Source organism: Saccharopolyspora sp. SCSIO 74807 (assembly GCF_037023755.1).
GTDB classification, from domain to species: domain Bacteria; phylum Actinomycetota; class Actinomycetes; order Mycobacteriales; family Pseudonocardiaceae; genus Saccharopolyspora_C; species Saccharopolyspora_C galaxeae.
Genome location: NZ_CP146100.1, coordinates 5305005 through 5327894, shown reverse-complemented (window position 1 = coordinate 5327894; position 22890 = coordinate 5305005). Strand labels below are relative to the sequence as shown.

The following is a 22890-nucleotide window of genomic DNA, read 5'->3' as shown; positions in this document are numbered from 1 at the left end:
GCCGGTTTCGTAGTCGTACCGGCAGAGGCAGACGCGCTTTACCTTCTCTACCGACGGCTACGTGGAGGCGAGCAGACCGGCCCACCTTCACGTGCGTGGAAAGCACACGCCCGCCACCTGGTCGTAGTCCCCGCTGGCCGGCCCACCTCCACGTGCGTGCCGACAACGGCCCACCTCCAGGTGCGCGGAGAGCACGAGCATCCGCACCGAGGTGGAGGTGGACTTCCTGCTCCCCGACGGGCTGGTGACCGGTGGGCGCTGGGTGCGCGGACTTCAGGGTGTCCGTGGCAGTCGTGGGAGAGGAACTTCATGTCTCCTGGGAGCCTGTTGGTGCCTGAGTGCGAGCCGGATGGTGGGACCGGTGCTGGCGGGGAATCGCTCGCGGTCACCGCGGAGTTCGCCGATGCCCTCGAGTTGGTTCCTGGTGTTGTCGTGCAGCAGGCGGGATGCCTCGGTCGTCGGCCGGCCCGCTGCCGGAATTCGGCGGAGTGCGGCGGGATCAGGTGTGTCCGTGGTTGTTCGACCGATGCTCTCCGGGTGCCGGTTGAGCGCTTCGGTTTCGGTGCGGACGTTGCGGTGGGGCAGGAGTGAGCGCCGGAAGCGGACCCGCTGAAGAGATCACCGTTCGCGTGCCCGACGAACTCCCGGTCCTGACAGCTCAATCGTGTCGGGCCTTGCTTGCCATACTGGTCGACATCACCGAGATCGAGGCCCCGGAACGGCCTCGGGAAGGAGGTGGGGGTGACTGCTGAAATCAGCGACGACCCGTGGGCCGTGCTCGACGAGCTGATGGGCGTCGAGGCCACCGAGCCCGCCGACCAGGCGATCGGCCCGGTCGCGTTTTACGGGCGCTGTTCGACCGAGGACAACCAGGATCCGGAGACGTTGCACTCCTGGCAGCTCGACACCGCGCGGAAGTTCGTCGAACCGCTCGGAGGGACCGTCAGCACCGAGTACTTCGACATCGGGCAATCCCGGTCGGTGCCGTGGGAACGCCGCCACGAGGCCAGCCGGTTGCTGGCGGCGTTGAAGAATCCGAATCGCGGTTGGGGCGCGGTGGTGTCGGCGAGGGCACCCGGTGCTGGTTCGGTAACCAGTTCTCGTTGATCGCGCCGAAGTTCGCCGCGCACGGCGTTGAGCTGTGGGTGCCGGAGTTGGGTGGGAAGTTCGACCCGCTGAACCCGTCGCACAAGATGTTGATGAGCGTGCTGGGCGGTATGAGCGAGTCGGAGCGCCAGCACGTGCAGGCTCGTGTTCGTGCCGCGATGGATGCGCAGGTTGTGAATGAGGGTCGGCCTCAGAGGGTGGTCGGGCGCCGTTCGGGTACGTCACTGTGGACGGTGGGCCGCACCCGAATCCGCGGAAGGCCGCGGAGGGCTACCGGTTGCGGGTGTTGGCCACTGATGAGGAGGCCGCTGCGGTGGTGCGGCGGATGTTCGCCGAGTACGTGGACGGCGTGGGGGACAGGGCTATCGCGAACGGGCTCAATCGCGATCGCATCCCGTGCCCGTCGGAGCGGCGGCCGGAGCAGAACCGGCATCGGATCGCGGACGGGTGGCAGGCCAGCACGGTCCGTGCGATCTTGGAGAACCCGCGCTACACGGGTTACGCGTTCTTCGGCCGGTGGACTCGGCAGGAGATGTTGATCGATCCGGATGACGTGGCGGCGGGCAGCGCGGTGCGGTTCCGGCGGTCCGCGCCTGATCGCGTCGTGAGGTCGCGGGAGCCGGCGCATCCCGAGATCATCTCGGTCGAGGAGTTCACCCGAGCCCAGCTGTTGCGGCGCTCGAAGGCTGCCGGAGGTCTCCAGACCGCTCGGAAGGCCGAGCGCAGCTGCCGGTCGACGAAGCACACCTACCTGTTCCGGGGACGTATCCGGTGCGCGTTGTGCGGACGCAAGATGGAGGCGAGCCCTCGGGCGCACGGCATGTACTACCGGTGCCCGGCCCGGACCCTCGCTCCGGGCTCGCCGGTGCTGGAATCGCATCCGCCTGCGGTCTACCTCCGGGAGGACCTCATCCGGGAGGCGGTCAACGGCTGGCTCGGGCGGCTGTTCGACCGCGAGAACATCGACGGGACGGTGGCCGCTCTGGTCGATTCGCAAGGCGGGCCGGGCAGCGGCCCGAGTGAGCAGGCCCGGTTGGAGCAGAAGCTCGCCGGCGTCGAGTCGCGGTTGAGCCGGTTCCACGCCGCGATCGAAGCGGGCGTCGACCCAGCTGCGATGGTTGAGGCGATCAACTCGGCCCAGAAGGAGCGAGCTGCGCTCAAAGCCGAACTGGAGCACGCGCCCACGCCCAGCACGCTCACCGACGCGGAGATCCACGCCATGATCGACTCGCTCGGTAACGTCGGCGCAGCGCTCTCGCAGGGGAGGCCGGAGCGGCTGGCGGACCTCTACGCGGCCGTCGACCTGCATATCCGCTACCAGCACGACGAGCACGCCGCCGACATACACATTCACCCGGCACGAGGCCGGGTGAATAGTGCGCGTGTCCGAGGACGGAGTTGCGCACTATCCACACGCCTCGAACTGCCGGAGCCCGAGTAGAAGCGTGGGCGAATCGACGTTGGCGGGTCTCTCTGCTGTACCTGTCGGTGTGGGAGCGGCCCGTAGACTGCAGCTTTAGCAGCGTCAGCCAGACCAACGACAGCAGCCGCTGTCCTGACTGTCCGGAGCCGCGGTCGACGGCGCCGCGGGAGCGTTCGAACGCGGTTGTGCAGTGGTCGTGGCCACCGGTGAAGTTGCCTAGTTTTGCCGAGTACCAGCCGACCTCGTTGAGCGCGTGCGAGCCGCTTACGTCGATCTGGAGCTCCTCGTAGAGCTTCAGCGCCCGCAACGAGTGCTTCAATGCACGGCGATCACGGAGGTCCTCAGCCAACTCCGTGAGCGGAATGTGCGGGTCAAGGACTGCACGACCGGCGGCGATGTCAACGCCAGCGGTAACCCCGCGCACCACGTCACCAGTTCTCGCGTGGCCCCAGTAGGTCGAGGCCCAGCCGGTCGACGAGATCCGCACGGTACACCACGACTCCGGAGTCACCTACGGCTCGCCGCGAGTGCACTCTGAGCTGCGCCAACGGGGCCACATGGTCAATACCAAGCGGGTCGAACTGACCTTTGTGGGCCGGAGACTCGCGTTGATGGGAGAGTGTTCGCCCCACCAAGATCACCTGGCAGCGGGCCACCTCTGTCGGCGTCACTTGGCGGGTCCGCAGCTACAATGATCGCCTGGCTAGGTATCCGAGCTGGGTGAGGTCCTGCGTGCTTGAGCCGGAAAGCACTCTTGCTGCCGTGCTGCGCACAACTGGGTTCTTCCGGGTGAGCCAGCTCGTGCCCGACGACCAGGACGTAATGACTGTCTCCGTCGGCACGAAGGTTGAGCAGGCACTCGATTTGATGCGGCGGCATAACTTCGATCAGCTTCCGGTCACCACAGTCGATGACAGGGTCATCGGCACGTTCACCCACCGTTCACTCGCTCGCGGGCTGCGTCACGTGCGTGCCCAGGACCACCCCATCGCTACGCCTGTGGACGATCTCGTCGAAGAACTGCGATTCGTGCGGGCTTCGCAGGACGTGAGCGAGGTCGTGGACTTTCTCGAGGCTGACCATGCAGTGCTGGTCGGAGACGAGGATCGGCTGCTAGCCGTCGTCACAACTGCAGACGTCAACCGTTTCTTGTGGCATAGGACGCGTCCATTTATGTTGTTGCAGGACATCGAACTGGCGATCCGCGGCCTGATGCGGTCTACGTGCGCAGCGAACGAACTCGCGGACTGCGTAACCGCTGGGCTCGCGTCTGATGCTCCGCAGGTCGGCAACGGACTGGAGGACCTAACCCTCAGCGAGTTGTTCTCCGTCCTACTGCACGGACCGAACTTCGGCCGGTTCTTCCGTTTAGCCTTCGGAGCCAATAGGGAACTGGTACGCACCACGCTTGTACCAGTCCAGGAAATCCGTAACAAGGTCTTCCACTTCCGCGACGAAATATCCGCAGAAGAACTGCAACAGCTGAGTGACGTCGCGCGATGGCTCCGACGCAAGACGATGATCCGAGGAGGTGACCGATGACCGCGCTGCGCCCTCACCAGCAGCAGCTCCTAAGCATCCTGCGGGAACACGACGCTCCTCGGTACGGGGTGGTGTCAGGACCCCCGGGTTCGGGGATGCGCCGCGTCTTAGAGCTCTACATCCGTGAGGTCGCCTCGGAGTCACTCGTCCTCGTGCTGTCGCCTCGCCGAGTGTTGGTGCAGCAATGGGTCGACCGGCTGCGCGGCGATAGCCTCGTGCCCGTCACGGACGTCACGGCAGAAGTCGCGCTCGACCTTCTCGAGAAACCCGCCACACGCCGAACAGGGGTTTTTGTCGCGACTTATGCAGCGACTCAGCACGGGCCAAGTAGTAGGGCGCTGTCGCAGCTAGACTTCGGGATAATCATACACGATGAGCCCCCAGCGGAACTCGACGCCGCTTTCGAGCGCTTGCACTTGCGCACCTCACGCGCGATCGCGGTCGTAAACTTTCCCCATCAACTCCGGTGGGGGCCTCAGTGGACGCAGCTTTGGACGATCAGCATCGAGAAACTTTTGGCAGACGGGTACCTCACCCCGATCGGGGTCCCCTTCACACCGGCCTCGGATGAGCGCGATTTGCGCGATAAGGCCATTTCCCTCCTTTCGGAGTCCGCCGCCCACAGTGAAGTCCCCTTCGCGTTGCGCAGCGACAGTCTTCCCGAGCTGCACGCGCAGCTGCGCTCCCTGGCCTCGGTTCAGCCAGGGCGCAACGAGTTCGCTGCACGCGCATGGGCACTCCTTGACCGCATCGAGGATTCACTCGGCGACGAAACCCGTCTAAAGGCTGTGCACGATGCCGTATCGGGCGCACTAAGGACAGGCGCTCGATGCATCGTACTCGCGGGAACCCCCACAGATGCCACATACATTGCTGGTCACCTCACGGACTGCGGCACGCCACCAAGCGCGGTTATCACCGCGAGCACTAGTCCCGCTGAGCGGCGCTCCTTGCTGGCCAGGCTCGCCCCCGGCGAGTGCTTGATCGCCACCCACGTCGTCAGCGAATCGGCCGATGGCTGGCCCATAGGCTCGAGGGTGATCCTTTGGCCATCGCCCTCAAACCGCTGGGTATTGGGGAAGCTGCTCGTCATTGCCCAGCGCACGCCCAGTCTTTCTGTTGTCGAACTCATCCAGGAGCGACCGGAGGAGGGTGAAGCCGACGAACAGTTCTTGACAGACCAATTGCGGGTGTTGGGGCCTGATCACCCTGACACGTTGAGTAGCCGCAACAACCTCGCGCGTTGGCGTGGAGAGGCTGGTGACCCAGCTGGAGCGGTCGTCGTGTTGGAGGAGTTGCTCGCTGACGAGCTGCGGGTGTTGGGGCCTGATCACCCTGACACGTTGAGTAGCCGCAACAACCTCGCGCGTTGGCGTGGAGAGGCTGGTGACCCAGCTGGAGCGGTCGTCGTGTTGGAGGAGTTGCTCGCTGACGAGCTGCGGGTGTTGGGGCCTGATCACCCTGACACGTTGAGTAGCCGCAACAACCTCGCGCGTTGGCGTGGAGAGGCTGGTGACCCAGCTGGAGCGGTCGTCGTGTTGGAGGAGTTGCTCGCTGACGAGCTGCGGGTGTTGGGGCCTGATCACCCTGACACGTTGAGTAGCCGCAACAACCTCGCGCGTTGGCGTGGAGAGGCTGGTGACCCAGCTGGAGCGGTCGTCGTGTTGGAGGAGTTGCTCGCTGACGAGCTGCGGGTGTTGGGGCCTGATCACCCTGACACGTTGAGTAGCCGCAACAACCTCGCGCGTTGGCGTGGAGAGGCTGGTGACCCAGCTGGAGCGGTCGTCGTGTTGGAGGAGTTGCTCGCTGACGAGCTGCGGGTGTTGGGGCCTGATCACCCTGACACGTTGAGCACCCGCAACGACCTCGCGCGTTGGAAACGGCGGTTGTCAGATGACGGGCCAGCTGTCTCTTGAAAACTCTGCAGGAACGGGTTCCTGTTCGTCGTCGGTGGGGAAAGTTGCGCGCTACTACACGGATCAGGATCCCCGATTAGGTCGTTGTACGGGCTCCCACGTACAGGGAGCTCTCCCGACGACCGTATTCCCTGGCACCCTGAACGCACGTTGCTGAGGTGCCACAGGGGCGTGACTGTCCGGCAGGCATCATCCGGCAGCGACGGTTGCGGCCAACGTCGCTTTCTACCCTGGTGAGCAAGCGTTTACGACGGTACTTCTACACCCGGGCTGTCCCACGATCTATCCTCTACGCATGACGCAGAGCGACAGCTTGGACCAGCTCGATGAGCAACTACTGGAGGAACGGAAAAAGGTTGACGTAGCAAACCACAATTTTTCGGCCCGTGAGCTGATCCGCATGATGGCGGAGGAAGAGCTCAATGTCGCCCCGACGTATCAGCGGAAGTTTCGATGGAACCTCGACAACGAGTCGACTTTTATCGAATCAGTTTTTCTTGGTCTACCTATCCCTCCTCTATTCGTAGCAACAAACGTTGGATTCCAGTGGGAAATAGTTGACGGCCTGCAGCGGCTTTCCACTCTAATGCATTTTATGGCTGTCGAGTCTTCTGACCTTTCCCTGATTAGTCGGACAGAACCGTTGCAGCTTGAAGGGCTGGACAAGCTCACGCAACTAAACGGTAAAAAGTTCAGCGATCTCCCGAAGAATCTTCGCGTCTATTTCGGTCGGCAGCCGCTTCAAGTTGTCTCTCTTACGGATAAAAGCGATCTCCAAATTCGTTTCGACTTGTTTGAGCGACTGAACAAGGGGTCTGTTTCTCTGTCGCCGCAAGAAGTTCGAGCTTGTGTTTATCGTGGTGAGTTTAATCAATTTATCGAAAACTTGTCTGTCGATCCGTCTCTAGGTGCTCTTCTAAAGCTGCAACAAGCTAAACAAAATGACGGAACCAAGGCCGAGCAAGTCTTGAAATTTTTCGCATATAAGAACGCAAGGGACAAATTTAATGGCAAGGTCGAAAAGTTTCTAAACGAATACATGGTAGCGGCCTCCAAAGAGTTCTCCTACGATGCTGAGGGCCAGTCTTTCCAAAAAGCGATCAGACGTCTTTATGAAATCTGCGATGGACCGTTCCTGCGCAAAAGCACGAACGTAACCCCGGTTGTGCAGTTTGAGGCGTGCATAGTAGCGATAGCTGAACTGCAGGAATCTGGGGTCCCGGTGATAATGCCAAACCCCGGTTGGACTGAAGATAATAAATTGAAAGATTCATCTACGGGGGCAACAAATACACGCGCTATGCTGACCAGTCGGATCGACCGTGCGAAAGAGATATTCAGTGGCCGCGCATGATGACCTCGTCCAAGAAATTGTTCAAGAACATAACAGATTTTCTCGTCGTGTCGACCAGTTGAAAATGTATATGCTACATTCGGCAACGCTTGCTCAGGGAAATTCTGACCACTGGATATTTGTTGAGCAAGAATCGCGTGGAGCGGCTGTGGTAGGCATATGTGCAGAGTTGGAACACCTAACTCGATTCGCGATAGGTTCTACACATAGTGAACTTAATTCCCTCAAAATATCCTACAAAGAGTTATCTCCATGCTTAAGGCAGCTTGCTGCACATGAGGTATTCGAGAGCCTCCGTGACCTCCGGGACCATAAAAAGATATGGGACCGACGCCGATTTGCAACCACTCTAGATGTCACTGACAGCATTATTCAATTGCCGGTAACAAAAGGTTCGATCCAGCCGCCGCTCGATGGAAAAACTCTGAAGCCGGAGCACTATTACAGGATCTGGGCGATTTACGGCTTGCCTAATGATACATTTCCTCAGGTGTCCTGGGGTGCTTCGCTTCAGAAAGCAGCACTCATGAGAAACGACATTGCTCATGGAAACCTTCCATTTGCGGAGATATTCAAACAAGCTGGATCTTCATCTCCTGAAGTCGAGCGATACGTCGATGAAGTAAGCGCATTTGCGCAGCATTTCACTGATACGTGGATAACTTATATTGCACAGCGCCAGTATCTAGTAAATTGATTCAAGAGGCTGACGCGGACGGGTATCGGGACGCTTGTCGCAGAAAGTCGCGATCCCCGTAAGTCAAGCGGTTCTCCCCTCGAATCTCGCCCAGGCGGGAACGATACCGATCCGATCTTGAGTGGCGGTCGCCAGCCTGCGACGTCACCTGATCAGCCCAACCATGACATTAGGCCGGGGATGTAGAGTATTTCTACAGCCCCGGCCATCGGTGACCACAGCGGGGAATTACTTATTCGTCTTCGTCGGCGTCGGTCTCGTGCTGGTCCGTGTCGTTCCTATGCCTGTTACGGGATGACTAACTTCGATAGAAACTGGGATCGGAGATACAGTTACCTCCTTTTCCGGGCGTTATGAGTCGGTTCGTGCACCATTCGCTCCTTCCGAAGCTTACGGGAATGGTTCGGCGGGTACGTTCCAGGCTCGGCGGTGACACCACCCGGCACGCTTCAGCAGAGGACGACCGGTGTCCCACTGCGGTTCGGTGCTGTCTCCGCGAGGGACAGCGCGACGCCCGATGAGAGGGGCGGTGACCTGCAGCTTCGGTCGCATGATGGCCGCGGGACGGCCCTTCGTGGGCTGTCCCGGCTGTCCCGAAACCGCGTGCTGAGGCCGCTGGCGACAGGCAGTTGGTGGGACGGGACAGCGTCCCGGCCATAGCGCGAAAGTGCGAGACGGCGGCTCGCTCGGCTCCGGAGGCCACCGCGTGCCGACAGGCGTGGCAAACGCCTCGTTGTAGGTTCCTGGCGTCGGCAAACGGAATTTCACCCAGTGTGCGGTGAACTCGGCCGGATAGACGGTGTCCGCACGCGGCGACCGGAAAAGTGCCCACCCATGCGCGAAGTACCAGATGCCACCGCGACTCCAGATCGCTGGCCATCCAGGCGTATTTGCGCAACATCACCGCTTCACCGCACGCCATGAGGCAATCCGTCACGGGCGGGCGGTGCAGCCACGCTGTCATTCGTTTCCGTCGCCGACGTGACGAGGAGCAGGCACGGGATGCACGGACCGTGCGGCGTCGCCTCGCCGGGTGCTGGCGTTGCCCCGGGTTCCGCGGTCGGCTCGACTGCGGTCGGGTCGAACTCGCGACGGCACCACGAGACCAGCCGTTCGTCACCGGCCGCGCGGGCGCAGTGCACGACGCGCTGAGACTCGCCGACGATTCCCCGCTTGTATTGGAACCACTGGACCGTGTCGGACATGGGCGATCTCCTCGGGAGGTTGACCGCGGGCGGAGCTGGGTGACGGGGGTTCCCGGCTCCGCCCGCGGTGGGGTCCGGCGACGGCATGAGGGAGGCGGAGTGCGCCGCGCCGGACGGCTTTGGACCTTGATTGCGTCGGTCCGTGTCAGACTGAAATCAGTGTGTCCGTGCTGATATCGGCCGGGAACGACCTCGGGGCGACTTACGGACGACACGAGGCGACCTCTGCGGGGAGGGGATCGGTGGTGTGGAGCTACCGGACGGTGCTCGAACAGCGGATACGGGAACGTCGGCAGACCTTGGACGAGTTCGCCGAGTACGCGGAGAACTTCGCGTGCGAGCACGGCGAGCCGGGAACGCTCGGCGTTCGGCACCTGCAACGGCTCGTGTCCGGGCGCGGACCTGGCGGAAAGCCGCTCGGACCTGTTCGGCCGGTGACGGCTCGGCTGTTAGAACGGATCTTCGGTGAACCGATCGGCACGTTGCTTGCCGAACCGGTCGAGTCGGCCAAGGCTGAAGGGCCGACGAGTTCGGCCGCGGCGCACGGCGGTAACGAACCGCCGGTTCAGAGCTCCCGCAGTCCCAACAGGGCCGCGAGGCCGTCTCAACCAGCACCACTTCGCAGCGACGCAAATCCGAGCGACTTCGGATCAGCGCTCGATTGGCTCGACGAACACGCCGGATGGTCGGCTGATGCCGCCAAGCACAAGGTGCGGTCTCGCCTCGCTCGGCTGAGCGCCGGTGAACTCCTGGATCGCAACGCGCGGCGATCCCGTGTGCGGCGAAGCGAAGTGGCCGATGCGCTCGCGGACTACTACGGGCAGTCCTCCGCGGACTGCGACATGTACAACGTGGTGTGCGACGGCAGCGACTTCCTGACCAGCATCGTCACGCGGCCGGAATGGGTGGATCTCGGCTGTCCGGTGGCTCCCGACCGTGATCTGTTGACGCTGGACGAACGCGAGCTCTCGACGGCCCGCGATGTCGACACCAAGCGCGCCGTTCACCGGCTGGCGGAAGTGGCTGCGTTGGACGTGCGGCTGACCAACGCGCCGCTCTACCGCCTCCAGGACGTCGATCTGACGAACGCGAGTATCAGCGGCTCGGTAGGGCTGATCCCGTTCGTCGAGTACGCGCTCACCGCAGACCTGCTCGAAGGCGAACTTCTCGACGCGATCAGCGCCGGACAGCCAATTCGACCGGGGCGGGTCTCTCTGCGGGACAAGTACCTGCCGGACCTTGCCGCCGTGTTGGATCTGCCCGAGCGGGTCTGTGCCGGTGGTGTTCTCGCGCTCTGTGCGATTGCGCGGCCGGCCGATCCGTACCGCGGCCCTGCGGACTTCGCGCTGCTGGTGCAGGAGCGCTCGGGCAGCGTGCTCAACGCATCCGGTCAGCTCGCCGTGATCCCGAAGGGCTTCCACCAGCCGTTGAAAGAACCCCGTGCGGAAACACGCATCGGCGCGACACTCCGGCGAGAGCTGGAAGCCGAGCTGTTCGGCCGGGCCGAAGTGGACAGCACCGCGGGCGAACCGCGTGTCGCAGCGCCGATGCATCGGACTCGGTTGTCCGAGCCGATGCGGTGGCTCTCGGACGAACCGGGTCGGTTGCGGATGGAGAGCACCGGGTTCGGCTTCAACCTGGTGAGCGGGAACTACGAGTTCGCAAGCCTGATCGTGATCGAGGACGAAGAGTTCTGGCGGAGGTACGGCGGCGCGGTCGAAGCCAACTGGGAGACTTCGGGGCTGCGGCTCTACTCCACACAGGACCGCGACCTGCTGAAACAGCTTGTTGCCGACGAATCATGGAGCAACGAAGGACTTTTCGCGCTGCTGCAGGGAATCCGCAGGCTCGGCGAGAGCGACGATACTCGGCTTGATCTGCCCACAGTGGAAGCAGCGTTTACGAAGTCGGCCAGCGGACGGTGATCACGACGGCGTCCGTCAGCGCCTCCCACCGGTGTTCGTGACCAGGACCCCACACCACATAATCACCTTGGCTCTCCAAGGTGGTGCTTGATTCCGCGAGGTCGAGCCGGAAGCGGCCCTGCACGAGCAGAAGCATCGTCGTGCGCTCGGCGTCGGAGGCCCACTCGGTGCGCTTCTCGCCGGGTTCGTGGATTCCCCACTTGACTTCGATGTCGGTGGAGTGGCGCACGTCCTGTTCGGGCATGAAGTGGCCGAGCAGCCAGCCTCGGGTTTCCTTGCCGTCCTCGGCGGCGTTCCCGCGATGCCAGTTGCCGCCCACTACTTCAGCTCCCATTCGATGCCCGGCAGGTCCACCCGGTCCCCGCCGAGGGCGGCCAAGCGTCGGAGCCCTTGCAGGAAGGCGAACAGTCCTTCGTTGCTCCACGCTACATCGCGCACGAGTTCGGCCAGGAAGTCGCCGTCGAGGCTGGAATACTGGTGCAGGCTGGATGCTTCCCAGTTGGCTTCGATCTGGCCGCCGAAGCGCTTCCAGAACTCTTCATCCTCGATCACGGTCAGACCGGCGAACTCGAAGTTGCCGCTGACCAGGTTCAAGCCGAAGCCGGTGCACTCCGTGCGCAAGCGGCCGGGTTCCTCCAGTAGCCAGCTCATCGGCTCGGTCAGCCTGCTCGGGTGCATCGGGTCGGCTTTGCGCTGATCGCCCACCGTGTTGTCGATCTCGTCGCGGCCGAACAGCTCCTCTTCCATCTCTCGGCGGAGAGTCGCACCGATCTGGGCTTCGGCGCGCACATCCGTCAACGGCTGGTGGAAGCCCTTCGGCGTGACCGCAAGGCGGCGAAAGGCGTTCAGCACGTGCCCGGAACGCTCCTGAACCAACAGCAGATAGTCGGCGTCGCCGCGGAACGGGCTTGCTGGCCGGGCGATTGCGCAGAGCGCGAGCGTGCCACCCGCGCACAACCGGGCAGGCAGGTCCAGGACCGATGATGCGTCGGGTAGGTGTCGATCCCGCAAGGGGAGCGCGCCCGGTTGCGCCGGAGTTCCTTCCGCGAGCGCGTCGACCAGCTCGGCTTCGAGCAGATCCATTGTCAGCGCGTACTCGACGAAACGGGTAACGCCGAGGGAGCCGCCGATCCGGCCGCCGTCGAAGTCGACCCCGAGCAGCTGATAGAGCGGCATGTCTACCAGCCGAACCCCCATCACCAGGGTCTCCGCCAGTCGCTCGACCGCTCGTGACGCCGCTTCCGCGTCCAACGAGACGTTGGCACCAGCATCGGGCGCAACGCGCAACCGATCGTGCGACGCGATCAGCGGGGTGTTGGGATCGAGCCAATCTGGGCTGGTCAAGATGCTCGTGGCGGCTTCGTGGTCGCCGTAGTTCGCGCTGTAGAGACCGTGTGCGCCGGGCCGGTCCCGGTAGTAGTCGCTGAGCGCGTGCGCGATGTCGCGTTGGTTCACGCGCCCGCGTTTGTTGCCGCGATCTTCCAACGAGCGTTCGTCGAGTGCGACCAGTCGTGCAGCGGTCTTTCGCCGCGCGGTTCCCGGCTCCCAACCAGCGTGTTGATCGACCCAGTCGAGGGCCGCGCTGATGTTCCGATCGCTGCTCAACCGCTGCTCGGCATCGGTGGTCGCCGGACCTGGCTCTGGCGGGTCCGTCGCCGGGGAATGTGCGGTGAGAGCAGCGAAGCGATCTTTTACCGGCGCCGATGCCTGGTCCAATGCCGTGTCGAGAAGCTGTTGCATCTCCGGTTTCGGTCGCATATCCGGCTTCTGATGCCACCCGGCCACGGTGCGGGTAGCTACTCCGAGATGCTCCGCGAATCCCTCGTTGCTGAGCCGTAAAGCCGCCTGCAATGCGCAGGCGGCGCTGCCCGTCCATCCGCTGGTCATGTCCATACGTCAGGGCTCCGGAATGGCGTTGTGCATTGGTTCTGCACCGGACGTGCACTGGAAGTGCGTCGCTGATGCATGGGGATCGAGCGCGATTCCGGATGAAATCAATGGCATGGAAATCAGCAGCTCCGAGGAATCGCTTCTACCGGTTCGGGCGGACATGCTCGACCACCGTTTTCAGGTCGGATTGCAAGTCGTCGAGACGCTCGGTGATCTCGATGAGGCGCTGTTCGACGGCCTCCAGGCGGGACCACATCGCATCGCCGCGTTCGGCCTCTCCTGGCAGCTCAGGAGGCGTGTAGCCGTGCAGCACGGCGTCCAAGTGCTGCGGCTGCCACCCGAGGGTGGTGGAGAGGGACTCCAGCGTCCGCGAGCTTCGCCGCCGCTCCACCGTGTGGTGCTGGATCTCGCGAACGATTGCCTGCGATACGCGGGACCGGTCCGCGAGTTCCCGTTGACGCCATCCGAGCGCGTTCACGCGCTCGTTGATGGCGGCGGCGACTGCCGCCCAATCTTCCGTCACCTATTCCTCCGCGCTCCGCCTCGGCGCCGAGGTTAACGGTTCTCCCTCCGCTCTCCACCCGTGACACCGCGCTTTTCGCGGAACGGGAACCTTCATGGCCACTGAAGCGCTGATTTCATCAACATACGGATGAAATCATTATCCCAAGGGGACTTTTCATGCATTCCGGAATTCGTGACGCCCAGCGGTCGGCCGTCTACACGATTCGCCAAACCGCTTCGATCCTCGGCGTCGAACCCTCCGCCGTCTCCCGCGCCATCCGAGTCGGCAGCCTCCGGGCCGTCCGGCAACGCGGGCGGCTGGTCGTCCCGGCCCGCTCGCTCGTGCGGCTGCTCGGGCAGCCCTCCGATTCCGGAGGTGGCCGGTGAACAGCCCGTTCAACGATCTGCGGCTGATCAGCATCGCTTGGCGACTGGACCGCCTGCGCTGGGTGGCGACCGCGGTACTTGTCGAGATCGTGCGCCGCGACGGCACCTGTATGTGGAGCGAGCCGCACGACGAACCGCCGTGGAGCGGCGAACAGCTCAGTGACCGGGAACTTGCCGAACGGCTCTGCGCGGGCTGCCCGGTTCAGGACGAGTGCTTGGAACTCGAACTCCGCACGGCGGGCGCGGACACGGTCGGCGTGTTCGGTGCCTTGCCCGAGGACGACCGGCGCGACCTGCTCATGCATTGGCAACAGCGCGGCGAACGCGCGCAGGGAGGTGACTGACCATGATGACCCAACTGACCCCGCTGGAGATCATGATCGGCGTCGCCGTGCTGGTCGCCCTGATCGGATTGCGTAGGGCGAGTGCGCGGGCCGCGCGGCGGGCGAGCGAGGCCGCGCGGACGGGGACACGGCTGATGTCACTGACCAGTCGAGTCCTAATCACCGCGACCGGGATCGTCGGTGTGCAGTGGCTCGTGATCAGCCACGCCGAGAACCGGGCGTTGCTGTGGGCAGTGCTCATCGTTCCGGCGATCATGGCTGCTTACGCCTTGACCAGGGCAATGACAGTCACGGTCGAGGAGCCGCGCCGGAAAGGCGGTCGGCGATGAACATGCGGGGAGCGGAGCGCGGGCGGTCGAGGCCGCCCGCCTCCACCGAAGCCGAAGCGGTGGAGCGGACTCGGATGCAGGTCGACCGGCTGTGCTGGACGGGAATCCTGCTCGGGCTCGCATTCACCATGACCAACGTTCAGAGCTTCGCGGCGGCGGGCGCGGCGATGTGGTCGCTGGCCTGGTGGGCCGCGTGGCTGCTCGATCCGATGGTCTCCCTGGTCCTGCTTGCGGTGCTGCGCGCCGAGCAGGTCACGGCCCGCTACGGCATCCGCACCGGTGGATGGGTTCGCGGCGCGAAGTGGTTCACGCTCGCGGCCACGTACGTCATGAACACCTGGGAAGCGTTCGCGGATGCCTCGGCGGCGCTGGCGGTGCTGCATTCCGTACCGCCGTTGGTGGTGTTCGTCGCCGCTGAGGCGGTGACGGATCTCCGGGACAAGCTGAGTGAGGCCGCGCGAGACATGGCGGTGAACGCTGACGAGCAAGCCGAAGCGGACATCGAACCTCCCGCGAACAAGCGGCGGGTGTCCTTCGACGAGTACCTGAGTCGGGCGCGGTCGGCCTGGCGGCCGGGCATCTCGGTCACGCCTGCGTGGGTCAGGCAAGTCACCGGTTGCTCCCGCGGCCTGTCCTCGCGGTTGGCGTCGACGCTAGCGGCCGAAGTGGACGGAAGCGAGGTCCACGCATGAGCACGAATCCGAACGAAGTGGAGCGGCACATCTTCGAGGCGGACATCGTGGACGACGAGTCGCCAATGCGGAAATCGGGATGGTGGCGCCGGTCCGCCGAGTGGTGGCGTCGTTCGTCGTGGGTGCCCGCCGCGCTCCGTTCCCGGCTGGCGTTCAGGGGCGCCGCTTTCGATGCCGCCGCGTTCACCGTGTACTCGCCGAAGTTGTTCCTCGGCGCGGTCTGGCGTGGTGCCGTGCTGGCCGCGCGTGCCTGGCGGCGTTGGGTGGGAGTGCGCGACTACCGGGACGCCGCCGAGCACTCCGAAAAGCTCGCTGACAAGTTCATCGAGATCCGTGAACTCACCTTGTTCCGGTGGAAGGTCACGGGAGCGGTGGCGCTGTTCGCCGCTGCCGTGCACCTGGTCCTCTGGGTCTGCTTTGGGTCGCTGGTTCTGTGGACCGCGGCAGGTGTCGCGGCTGTGACGCTGGCGATCGTGGGCCGCCGCAAGGAAGGCGCGCCGGGGCGCAAACCGGTTCTGTCGGGTCCGCGGTCGTTCGCGTGGACGATGGAGCCGCAAGTCCTGGTCGACGCCTTCCGGGACGCGAAGCTGATCGGCAAGGACGAGTCGCTGCGGTTGGTCGAGCGCGCGGCGCGGGCCGGGGACGGCTGGGCGATCACAGTGGACCTTCCGGCGACCCGGAAAGCCGCCGACGTGGTCAAGAATCGGGAGGCGCTTGCTTCCGCGCTGGCGGTGGATGAGGTTCAGCTCATCGTCGAGCGGGTCCGCGGGCGCGGCGGCCATGCCGGGCGGGTCTTCCTGTGGGTTGCCGATGAGGACCCTTACGCCGGACCACCCGTCCGGCTCCCGCTTCTCGATGCGGACTGGTGGGACGCCTGGCGGCCGATCCCGTTCGGGCTGGACGCCCGTAACCGGCGGGTCGACCTGCCGTTGGTGTGGACGTCGCTGCTCGTGGGCGCGATTCCACGTCAGGGCAAAACATCGGCGGCGCGGATTCCGGCCGCCGGGCTGGTCCTCGATCCGTACACCCGGCTCTACGTGTTCGACGGGAAGGGCGGAAAGGACTGGGAGGCTGCGGAAGCGGTCGCGCACCGGTTCGTCTGCGGCGACGAGGTCGAGCACACGACGGCCGTTCGTGATCACCTCGTCGAGTTGGTCGCAGAGGTTCAAAGTCGCTACTCCCGGATGTCCACATTGGATGACGAGATCTGCCCCGAGTCGAAGATTACCCCTGCCATATCGAGGGATTCGGCGCTCGGGATGCCGATCACTGCCGTGATCATCGATGAGGTACAGGTGTTCCTGGAGAACTCGGAACGCGAGGAAGTGGGCGGGCGCAAGACGACGCTCGGCGGCTACATCGCGGACTTGCTGACCTACCTGGCGCGGAAGGGACCGGCTGTCGGCATCGTGGTCATCCTGGCAACTCAGCGGCCGGACTCGAACACGATCCCGTCTCGGCTGCGCGCGGTTCTCGGCTCGCGGTTCGCGTTGCGGGTGATGGACTGGCGCGATTCCAACATCGTGCTCGGCGAGCAGATGAACACCCGCGGCTTCGACGCCTCCGCGCTGCTGACGCATCACAAGGGAGTGGGAATCCTCCGCCCGGACGGGGACACCGACGCCGGAGAGGAAGCCGTTGCGCTGACCGTGCGGACCTACTACATGGTCAACGCCGACTGGCGCAGCATCTGCGAGCGGGGCCGCGCGCTTCGGGAGGCGGCCGGGACGCTGACCGGTCACGCGAGCGGCGACGACGACCAGCAGGCGATCGACGAAACAGCCGTGGTCAAAGCACTCGACACAGGAACAGCCGCAACGCCCGAACCGGAGAACCTGCCCGAACCGTTGGCCGCGGTGTGCCACTACCTCGGCCCCGAACTCAACGACCGTGAGTTCGTGCCCACCGCGGAACTCGCCGACGCGCTCGACCTGGCTCCCGGAGTTTTCGCGCAGCAGATGGGCGACTTGGGGTGCCGTCCGACCCGCAACCGGATTCCTGCGGACGACGGCGAGACCCGGCGCGTTCGCGGCTACTTCACCGCGGAGATCCGCGCCGCGGTGGAACGGCTCGCGACTGATGAAATCGGCTCCGATGCGGACGGAGAGGACGATCAGGCGTGAGCAGGGGAGACGAGCGAGACGAGGCGATCACCGTCCACGTACCGGCAGAACTTCCCGAGCTGACCCCGCAGACCTGCCGCGCATTGCTTGCCATGCTGGTCGAACTGACGGACATCGAGGCCCCGGGCGGGGCCGCGAGAGGTGAACGACGTGACTGATGAAATCGGCTCGCACCCGCTGTCGGTGCTGGATGAGCTGCTCGGCGTCGAGGTGGCTGAGACCACGGGCGCGGGCATCGGGCCGGTTGCCTTCTACGGGCGCTGCTCGACCGAGGACAACCAGGACCCGGAGACCTCGCACGGCTGGCAGCTCGGGAACGCTCAGAAGTTCGTGGAACCTCTCGGCGGGGTCGTCGCCGCCGAGTACTTCGACGTGGGCCAATCCCGATCGGTGCCGTGGGAGCGCCGGGACGCTGCCTCGCAACTGCTCGGAGCGTTGAAGGACCCGAACCGGCGTTGGAACGCCGTAGTGGTCGGCGAAGGAACCCGGTGCTGGTTCGGCAACCAGTTCTCGCTGATCGCGCCGAAGTTCGATGCCTACGGGGTGGATCTGTGGGTGCCGGAGCTGGGCGGCAAATTCGACATGCGCAACCCGTCGCACAAGATGCTGATGAGCGTGCTCGGCGGCATGAGCGAGTCCGAGCGCCAACACGTGCAGGCTCGGGTCCGGGCGGCGATGGATGCACAGGTGCTTAACGAGGGTCGCCATCAGGGCGGCCGGGCGCCGTACGGGTACGTCACCGTGGACGGCGGTCCGCACCCGAACCCGGGCAAGGCCGCCGAGGGGCACCGGCTCAAAGTCCTTGCGGTCGACGACGCATCCGCCGATGTCGTCCGCGAAATTTTCCGGAGCTACCTGGATGGGATGGGTGACCGGGCGATTGCGAACCGGCTCAACCGGGATGGGGTTCCCTGCCCGTCGGCGAACCGGCCGGACCAGAACCGGCACCGGCTCGCCGACGGCTGGCAGGCGAGCACTGTTCGAGCGATTTTGGAGAACCCCCGCTACACCGGCTATGCGATCTTCGGGCGCTGGACCAAGCACGAAACTCTGATCGATCCTGATGACGTCGCGGCGGGCCATGTCACCCGGTTCCGTCGTTCCAGTCCTGATCGCATCGTGCGCTCCCGCGCACCGGCGCATCCGGAAATCGTGTCGGTCGAGGACTTCACGCAAGCCCAGCTTCGCCGCCGGTCCCGGTCGACGGGCGGCAACCGGGGAATCGCGAAGTTGGAACGCACCCGCACCAGTGGCTCCCGGCCGTACCTGCTGCGCGGTATGGCGCGTTGTGGGTTCTGCGGCCGCAAGATGCACGGAGCGGTGATCCGCAAGCGCGAGACCTACTACCGGTGCTTGGCGCGGTCGATCGCGCCAGGCTCCGAAGTCTTGGCCGAGCATCCGCGCACCGTGAATCTCCGCGAGGCCGATGTCCTGGAACCGCTCAACGCCTGGATCGGGCGCCTGTTCGCCCGCGAGAACGTCGACCGCACCGTCTCGGCGTTGCTCGACTCCCAAGCGGAGCCCGGTCAGGGGAGCGGCCCGAAAGAGGCGCTGCGGAAGCGGCTCGCCGACGCAACGACGCGGTTGCACCGCCTGCAATCGGCTGTCGAGGCCGGAGCCGACCCGGCGGCCCTGATCGACGCCATCAACACGGCACAAGCCGACCGAGCCGCCGCGCAAGCAGAACTGGACGGCACACCCGAGGCACACACGTTCAGCGATGGGGAGGTCTACGCCATGATCGATTCGCTCGGTGACGTAGGCGCCGCGTTGGCGGACGGGAAGCCGGAGAGATTGAGCAAGCTGTACGAGAGCCTGCAACTCTCCTTAAAGTACGAACCACACGCACGAGTCGTAGAAGCTACGATCTCGCCGCGTGTGGTTACCGCGCGTGTCCGAGGACGGAGTTGCCCAGTACGTCCACGCGCTCGGTGTGGAGACGACGATTGTGCTGGAGTGAGTGGCGCTACGACCTCGAGGAACAGAATTGAGCGCGCCGTTGGCCCGCGCTCAAGAGTCGCGGGTTCCGAATCCCGCCGTCCCGACAGGAAGGGCACACAAGGGGACTGCCCAGGCTTTGGTTGACATCTGATCTGTGAGGTTTGGCCTCGCTGGAAGGATGTCGTTATGCCCAAGCCGTACCCGCGTGAGTTCCGTGATGACGTGGTCGCTGTGGCCCGCCGGGGCGAGGCCCCGTTGAAGCAGGTCGCGAAGGATTTCGGGATCTCGGAGTCCTGCCTGACGAACTGGCTCAAGGCCGCCGATGCTGAGGACGGTCAGCGAGCCGGTGCCACTGCCAAGGATGACTCCGCTGAGCTGACCGAGCTGCGTAAGCGCAACCGGCTGCTGGAGCAGGAAAACGAGGTGCTGCGCAGGGCAGCGGCGTATCTCTCGCGCGATATCAACCCAAAATGATCTACCCGCTGGTCCGCGACCTTGCCGCCGCGCAGGCACCCATCCGGGTGCCGGTGGCGGTGACCTGCCGGGTCCTGGGGTTTTCACCCCAGGCCTACTACCAGTGGACAGCCCGCCCGGTATCGCAACGGGACTGGGACGATGCGCACCTGACCAACGCTGCCCTGGACCGACACGCTGAGGATCCCGGACTGGGCTACCGGCTGATCGCCGACGAGCTCCAGCAGGCTGGTCATCAGGCCAGCGAAAACCGCATCGGCCGGCTGTGCTCGCAGCAGGCCATCCGTTCGGTGCATGCCCGCAAGCGCCGCACCAGCCGCACGCCGGGCCCGCCGGTGCACGACGACCTCGTGGGACGTGACTTCACCGCCACGCGACCGGACGCGACATGGTTGACCGATATCACCGAGCACCCCACTGCTCGGATTCGAGTAGTCGTCGCAACACCAGCTGGGAGTGGTGTCGATGGCGGCGAGGAAGTACAGCCGGCAGCAGTGGGAACGGTTTTTTGAGCTGATCGACCGTGGTGGCACGGTGCGGGCGGCGGCCGAGGACGCGGGGGTGACACCAGCCGCGGCCTATACGTGGTTGCGCAAGGTCGGCCTGACGATGCGGCGAGCGAGTCCGCGCGTGTATTCGGAGGAGGACAAGGCCGAGTTCTTCCGTTTGCTCCGCGAGCGCGGCAATGTCTCGGCTGTGGCTCGTGAGCTCGGGTTTACGCGGGTGACCTGCTACAAGTGGGCTCACGAGGCGGGAATATTCACCAGCGAGTCGCGTCGGGTGCACCCGAGGCGCGAGGAGTTCCTGCGGTTGCGAGCCACGGGCTTGACGCGGGCGCAGGCAGCGAAGCGGGTCCGGGCCGACAAGCGGTCCGCAGCGGATTGGGACAAGGGCATCACGATCATCCACCGTGGACGGGTTTATCCCGACGGGCGCGTGGTGCGGTATCAGCAAGATCCGATACTGGCGGGTGTGACGACGGCACGCAAGGTCAACGTTCTTGGTGGTCAGCTCGATCTCGATCGCGTCGAGAAGGTCATTCATCCTCGGTACCTGAGTTTGCTGGAGCGCGAACGTTTGCATGATCTTCGCCGGTCCGGAGCTTCGATGCGGCAGATCGCGGCCGAACTCGGTCGCGCGCCCTCGACTGTCAGTCGCGAACTGCGGCGAAACGCGGCATCGTCGAGTGGGTATCTGCCGCATACGGCGCATCGAGCGTCGGTGCGGCGTCGTTTGCGGCCACGGCAGCCGAAACTCATCGCCAACCCCGAGTTGCAGACCTACGTGCAGGCGAGGTTGCAGCAGAAGTGGTCGCCGCAGCAGATCAGCCGACGGCTGGGCAAAGATTTCGACATGGTTCCGTCCATGCAGGTCAGCACTGAGACGATCTATCAGGCGATCTATGTCCATGCCCGCGGCACGCTGCAACGCGACCTCGCCGGCCACCTGCGCCGGGGACGCGCTGTCCGCAAACCCCGCCGAGATCCCCATCAGCGACGCCCCCGCTTCATCGATCCGATAACACCGATCACGATGCGGCCTCGCGTTGTCGAGACGAGGACCTCACCAGGGCATTGGGAAGGGGACTTGATCATCGGCGCGAACGGCAAGTCAGCGATCGCGACCCTGGTCGAGCGTTCCAGTCGCTACGTGATGCTTGCCCACCTCGGTGATGACCGCACCGCCGAGTCCGTTCGGGATAGCCTCATCACCACGATGTCTCCGCTCCCGGCCGCCTTACGAGGCACCTTGACCTGGGACCAGGGGGCCGAAATGGCCGAACACCGCGCTTTCGCATCAGCCACGAACATCGAGGTCTACTTCTGCGATCCGGGCTCCCCGTGGCAACGCGGCAGCAACGAGAACACGAACGGCCTGCTGCGCCAATACTTTCCGCGAAGTTCCGACCTACGCGTCCATGACGTGAACGCACTACGATCCGTGGCCGACGAGCTCAACGCCCGCCCCCGAGCAGCGCTCGGGTGGGACACACCAGCGGAACGTCTCAGTGCTTTACTGGACGCGTCATGACCTCGATCGTTGCGACAACCGCTGGAATCCAAGCTGAAGAGGGCAAGCTCTACCTGTGTGCGATCAAGGACTGCTATTCCGGCCGGATCGTCGGCTACTCGATGGGCCCGCGGATGACCGCCGAACTGGCCGTATCCGCACTGCGTCACGCCATCGCGCTGCGTTCACCTTCCGGCACAGTCGTACACAGCGACCGGGGAAGCCAGTTCCGCTCGAGCACGTTCGTTACCGCGCTCCGGGATGCCGGGCTGGCCGGCTCGATGGGACGCGTCGGCGCCTGCGGGGACAACGCCGCCATGGAGTCATTCTTCGCACTGCTGCAGAAGAACGTCCTCGACCGTCAGCGCTGGCACACCCGAAAAGACCTGCGCATCGCGATCGTGACCTGGATCGAGCGGACCTATCACCGACGCCGCCGACAACGCAGACTCTGCCGCCTCACCCCGATCGAGTTTGAAACCATCAACACCCCCGCACACGCAGCCTGAAAACCACCACCCGCATGTCAACCAAACTCGGGGCAGTCCCAAGAAGCCTCGAGAGGCGGTATGACCTGCTACGGCGAAAGGTCGAGGGGCTTCCGTGCTCAGGCGCGTGGGCGAGTCTGTCCGGCACGCCGTGGTCATGGTGGGTGTCGGTGTTCTATTCATCCGGGGTGTTTGCGGAGCGCCTTGAGTCCTTAAGCGTCACGTCCGGGAAGCAAGCGCATGGCGAGCACGGTTCCGCCCGGGTGGACCGACACCGGGCCACCTCACGAGTGGTCCCAGGAGTCGTTGGCCAGGTCGCGCGGTGTGAATAGAGCTCGCGGCGGTGCTGCTCCACTCGTCCGAGAGCGAGCAGTCGAACAGATCGGTCGCCACGCCGGAGAAAGCTTCCACACGGTCCTGTTCAGCCGGAAGACGTGGTCGGTGCCGGCGAAGGGGATCCCGAGGAGCGTGTGGTCCGCATCCTGCACGCTACCGGCGTCCGGGTGCGCGAAGCCGGTGCGTGCTGAAGACCAGGACAC

At 64.5% G+C, this 22890-nt stretch carries 20 protein-coding genes and 3 pseudogenes; 19 read left to right on the top strand and 4 right to left on the bottom strand.

The genetic code is table 11. The annotated features are described in order from the left end of the window. The first annotated feature begins 741 nt into the window (after window positions 1–741). The 8 genes and pseudogenes from V1457_RS24425 to V1457_RS30680 all read left to right on the top strand — a co-directional run. Window positions 742–1107, top strand: coding sequence for a hypothetical protein (locus V1457_RS24425; RefSeq protein ID WP_338597136.1), 366 nt, complete (start codon window positions 742–744; stop codon window positions 1105–1107). 226 nt (window positions 1108–1333) lie between these two features. Further along, window positions 1334–2548, top strand: coding sequence for a recombinase family protein (locus V1457_RS24420; RefSeq protein ID WP_338597134.1), 1215 nt, complete (start codon window positions 1334–1336; stop codon window positions 2546–2548). A 461-nt stretch (window positions 2549–3009) separates the two neighbouring features. Continuing rightward, complete coding sequence (locus V1457_RS30685) at window positions 3010–3225, top strand: IS3 family transposase (protein WP_407074795.1); 216 nt, start codon at window positions 3010–3012, stop codon at window positions 3223–3225. Between the two features lie 37 nt (window positions 3226–3262). Continuing rightward, window positions 3263–4072 carry a CBS domain-containing protein gene (locus tag V1457_RS24415; RefSeq protein ID WP_338597132.1) on the top strand — a complete coding sequence of 270 codons (810 nt, stop codon included), beginning with the start codon at window positions 3263–3265 and terminating at the stop codon, window positions 4070–4072. Next, window positions 4069–5988, top strand: coding sequence for a tetratricopeptide repeat protein (locus V1457_RS24410; protein ID WP_338597130.1), 1920 nt, complete (start codon window positions 4069–4071; stop codon window positions 5986–5988). Before V1457_RS24415 ends, V1457_RS24410 begins: the two co-directional genes overlap by 4 nt. Window positions 5989–6283: 295 nt before the next feature. After that, window positions 6284–7342: a DUF262 domain-containing protein gene (locus tag V1457_RS24405; RefSeq protein ID WP_338597129.1), complete on the top strand. Its 1059-nt coding sequence runs from the start codon at window positions 6284–6286 to the stop codon at window positions 7340–7342. Then, on the top strand, window positions 7329–8039 hold the full coding sequence (locus V1457_RS24400) for a HEPN domain-containing protein (RefSeq protein WP_338597127.1): 711 nt from the start codon (window positions 7329–7331) through the stop codon (window positions 8037–8039). Before V1457_RS24405 ends, V1457_RS24400 begins: the two co-directional genes overlap by 14 nt. A gap of 611 nt (window positions 8040–8650) precedes the next feature. After that, window positions 8651–8821: pseudogene (locus V1457_RS30680) on the top strand (hypothetical protein); the annotation flags it as partial. A 126-nt stretch (window positions 8822–8947) separates the two neighbouring features. On the opposite strand, the gene V1457_RS24395 reads toward V1457_RS30680, so the two are convergent. Further along, window positions 8948–9244, bottom strand: coding sequence for a hypothetical protein (locus V1457_RS24395; protein WP_338597126.1), 297 nt, complete (start codon window positions 9242–9244; stop codon window positions 8948–8950). Between the two features lie 851 nt (window positions 9245–10095). On the opposite strand from V1457_RS24395, the gene V1457_RS24390 reads away from it, so the two are divergent. After that, window positions 10096–11169: a transcriptional regulator gene (locus tag V1457_RS24390; RefSeq protein ID WP_338597124.1), complete on the top strand. Its 1074-nt coding sequence runs from the start codon at window positions 10096–10098 to the stop codon at window positions 11167–11169. On the opposite strand, the gene V1457_RS24385 is transcribed toward V1457_RS24390, so the two are convergent. From V1457_RS24385 to V1457_RS24375, 3 genes are all read right to left on the bottom strand, one after another. Next, window positions 11144–11503 carry a signal peptidase I gene (locus tag V1457_RS24385; RefSeq protein WP_338597122.1) on the bottom strand — a complete coding sequence of 120 codons (360 nt, stop codon included), beginning with the start codon at window positions 11501–11503 and terminating at the stop codon, window positions 11144–11146. The two genes, V1457_RS24390 and V1457_RS24385, sit on opposite strands and share 26 nt — an antisense overlap. After that, the gene (locus V1457_RS24380; protein ID WP_338597120.1) at window positions 11488–13062 is read right to left on the bottom strand and encodes a transcriptional regulator; all 1575 of its coding nucleotides are present in this window, start codon (window positions 13060–13062) and stop codon (window positions 11488–11490) included. Before V1457_RS24380 ends, V1457_RS24385 begins: the two co-directional genes overlap by 16 nt. 139 nt (window positions 13063–13201) lie before the next feature. Further along, window positions 13202–13582 (bottom strand): XRE family transcriptional regulator, encoded by a 381-nt coding sequence (locus V1457_RS24375; RefSeq protein ID WP_338597118.1) that lies wholly within the window; start codon window positions 13580–13582, stop codon window positions 13202–13204. A 158-nt stretch (window positions 13583–13740) separates the two neighbouring features. On the opposite strand from V1457_RS24375, the gene V1457_RS24370 reads away from it, so the two are divergent. The 10 genes and pseudogenes from V1457_RS24370 to V1457_RS24325 form a co-directional block, all read left to right on the top strand. Then, complete coding sequence (locus tag V1457_RS24370) at window positions 13741–13950, top strand: helix-turn-helix domain-containing protein (protein ID WP_338597116.1); 210 nt, start codon at window positions 13741–13743, stop codon at window positions 13948–13950. Further along, window positions 13947–14294: a WhiB family transcriptional regulator gene (locus V1457_RS24365; RefSeq protein WP_338597114.1), complete on the top strand. Its 348-nt coding sequence runs from the start codon at window positions 13947–13949 to the stop codon at window positions 14292–14294. Before V1457_RS24370 ends, V1457_RS24365 begins: the two co-directional genes overlap by 4 nt. A gap of 2 nt (window positions 14295–14296) precedes the next feature. Beyond that, entirely contained in the window at window positions 14297–14623 is a 327-nt protein-coding gene (locus V1457_RS24360) for a hypothetical protein (RefSeq protein WP_338597111.1), read from the top strand. 2 nt (window positions 14624–14625) lie between these two features. Beyond that, the gene (locus tag V1457_RS24355) at window positions 14626–15315 is read left to right on the top strand and encodes a hypothetical protein (RefSeq protein ID WP_338605101.1); all 690 of its coding nucleotides are present in this window, start codon (window positions 14626–14628) and stop codon (window positions 15313–15315) included. Continuing rightward, complete coding sequence (locus tag V1457_RS24350) at window positions 15312–17438, top strand: cell division protein FtsK (RefSeq protein ID WP_338597109.1); 2127 nt, start codon at window positions 15312–15314, stop codon at window positions 17436–17438. Before V1457_RS24355 ends, V1457_RS24350 begins: the two co-directional genes overlap by 4 nt. Beyond that, window positions 17435–17596, top strand: a complete 162-nt coding sequence (locus tag V1457_RS24345; RefSeq protein ID WP_338597107.1) for a hypothetical protein — start codon at window positions 17435–17437, stop codon at window positions 17594–17596. Before V1457_RS24350 ends, V1457_RS24345 begins: the two co-directional genes overlap by 4 nt. Continuing rightward, the gene (locus V1457_RS24340; RefSeq protein WP_338597105.1) at window positions 17589–19523 is read left to right on the top strand and encodes a recombinase family protein; all 1935 of its coding nucleotides are present in this window, start codon (window positions 17589–17591) and stop codon (window positions 19521–19523) included. Before V1457_RS24345 ends, V1457_RS24340 begins: the two co-directional genes overlap by 8 nt. Window positions 19524–19565: 42 nt before the next feature. Continuing rightward, a pseudogene (locus V1457_RS24335) lies at window positions 19566–20272 on the top strand (transposase); the annotation flags it as partial. A gap of 406 nt (window positions 20273–20678) precedes the next feature. After that, complete coding sequence (locus tag V1457_RS24330) at window positions 20679–21884, top strand: IS30 family transposase (protein ID WP_338605099.1); 1206 nt, start codon at window positions 20679–20681, stop codon at window positions 21882–21884. 35 nt (window positions 21885–21919) lie between these two features. Beyond that, window positions 21920–22372: pseudogene (locus V1457_RS24325) on the top strand (transposase); the annotation flags it as partial. Window positions 22373–22890: the final 518 nt, after the last annotated feature.

Excerpts from the sequence above, each read along its gene's own strand:
- V1457_RS24405 (WP_338597129.1), top strand. The coding sequence starts at position 6,284 with ATGACGCAGAGCGACAGCTTGGACCAGCTCGATGAGCAACTACTGGAG.
- V1457_RS24410 (WP_338597130.1), top strand. The coding sequence starts at position 4,069 with ATGACCGCGCTGCGCCCTCACCAGCAGCAGCTCCTAAGCATCCTGCGG.
- V1457_RS24380 (WP_338597120.1), bottom strand. The coding sequence starts at position 13,062 with ATGGACATGACCAGCGGATGGACGGGCAGCGCCGCCTGCGCATTGCAG.
- V1457_RS24395 (WP_338597126.1), bottom strand. The coding sequence starts at position 9,244 with ATGTCCGACACGGTCCAGTGGTTCCAATACAAGCGGGGAATCGTCGGC.
- V1457_RS24355 (WP_338605101.1), top strand. The coding sequence starts at position 14,626 with ATGCGGGGAGCGGAGCGCGGGCGGTCGAGGCCGCCCGCCTCCACCGAA.
- V1457_RS24385 (WP_338597122.1), bottom strand. The coding sequence starts at position 11,503 with ATGGGAGCTGAAGTAGTGGGCGGCAACTGGCATCGCGGGAACGCCGCC.
- V1457_RS24370 (WP_338597116.1), top strand. The coding sequence starts at position 13,741 with ATGCATTCCGGAATTCGTGACGCCCAGCGGTCGGCCGTCTACACGATT.
- V1457_RS24360 (WP_338597111.1), top strand. The coding sequence starts at position 14,297 with ATGATGACCCAACTGACCCCGCTGGAGATCATGATCGGCGTCGCCGTG.
- V1457_RS24350 (WP_338597109.1), top strand. The coding sequence starts at position 15,312 with ATGAGCACGAATCCGAACGAAGTGGAGCGGCACATCTTCGAGGCGGAC.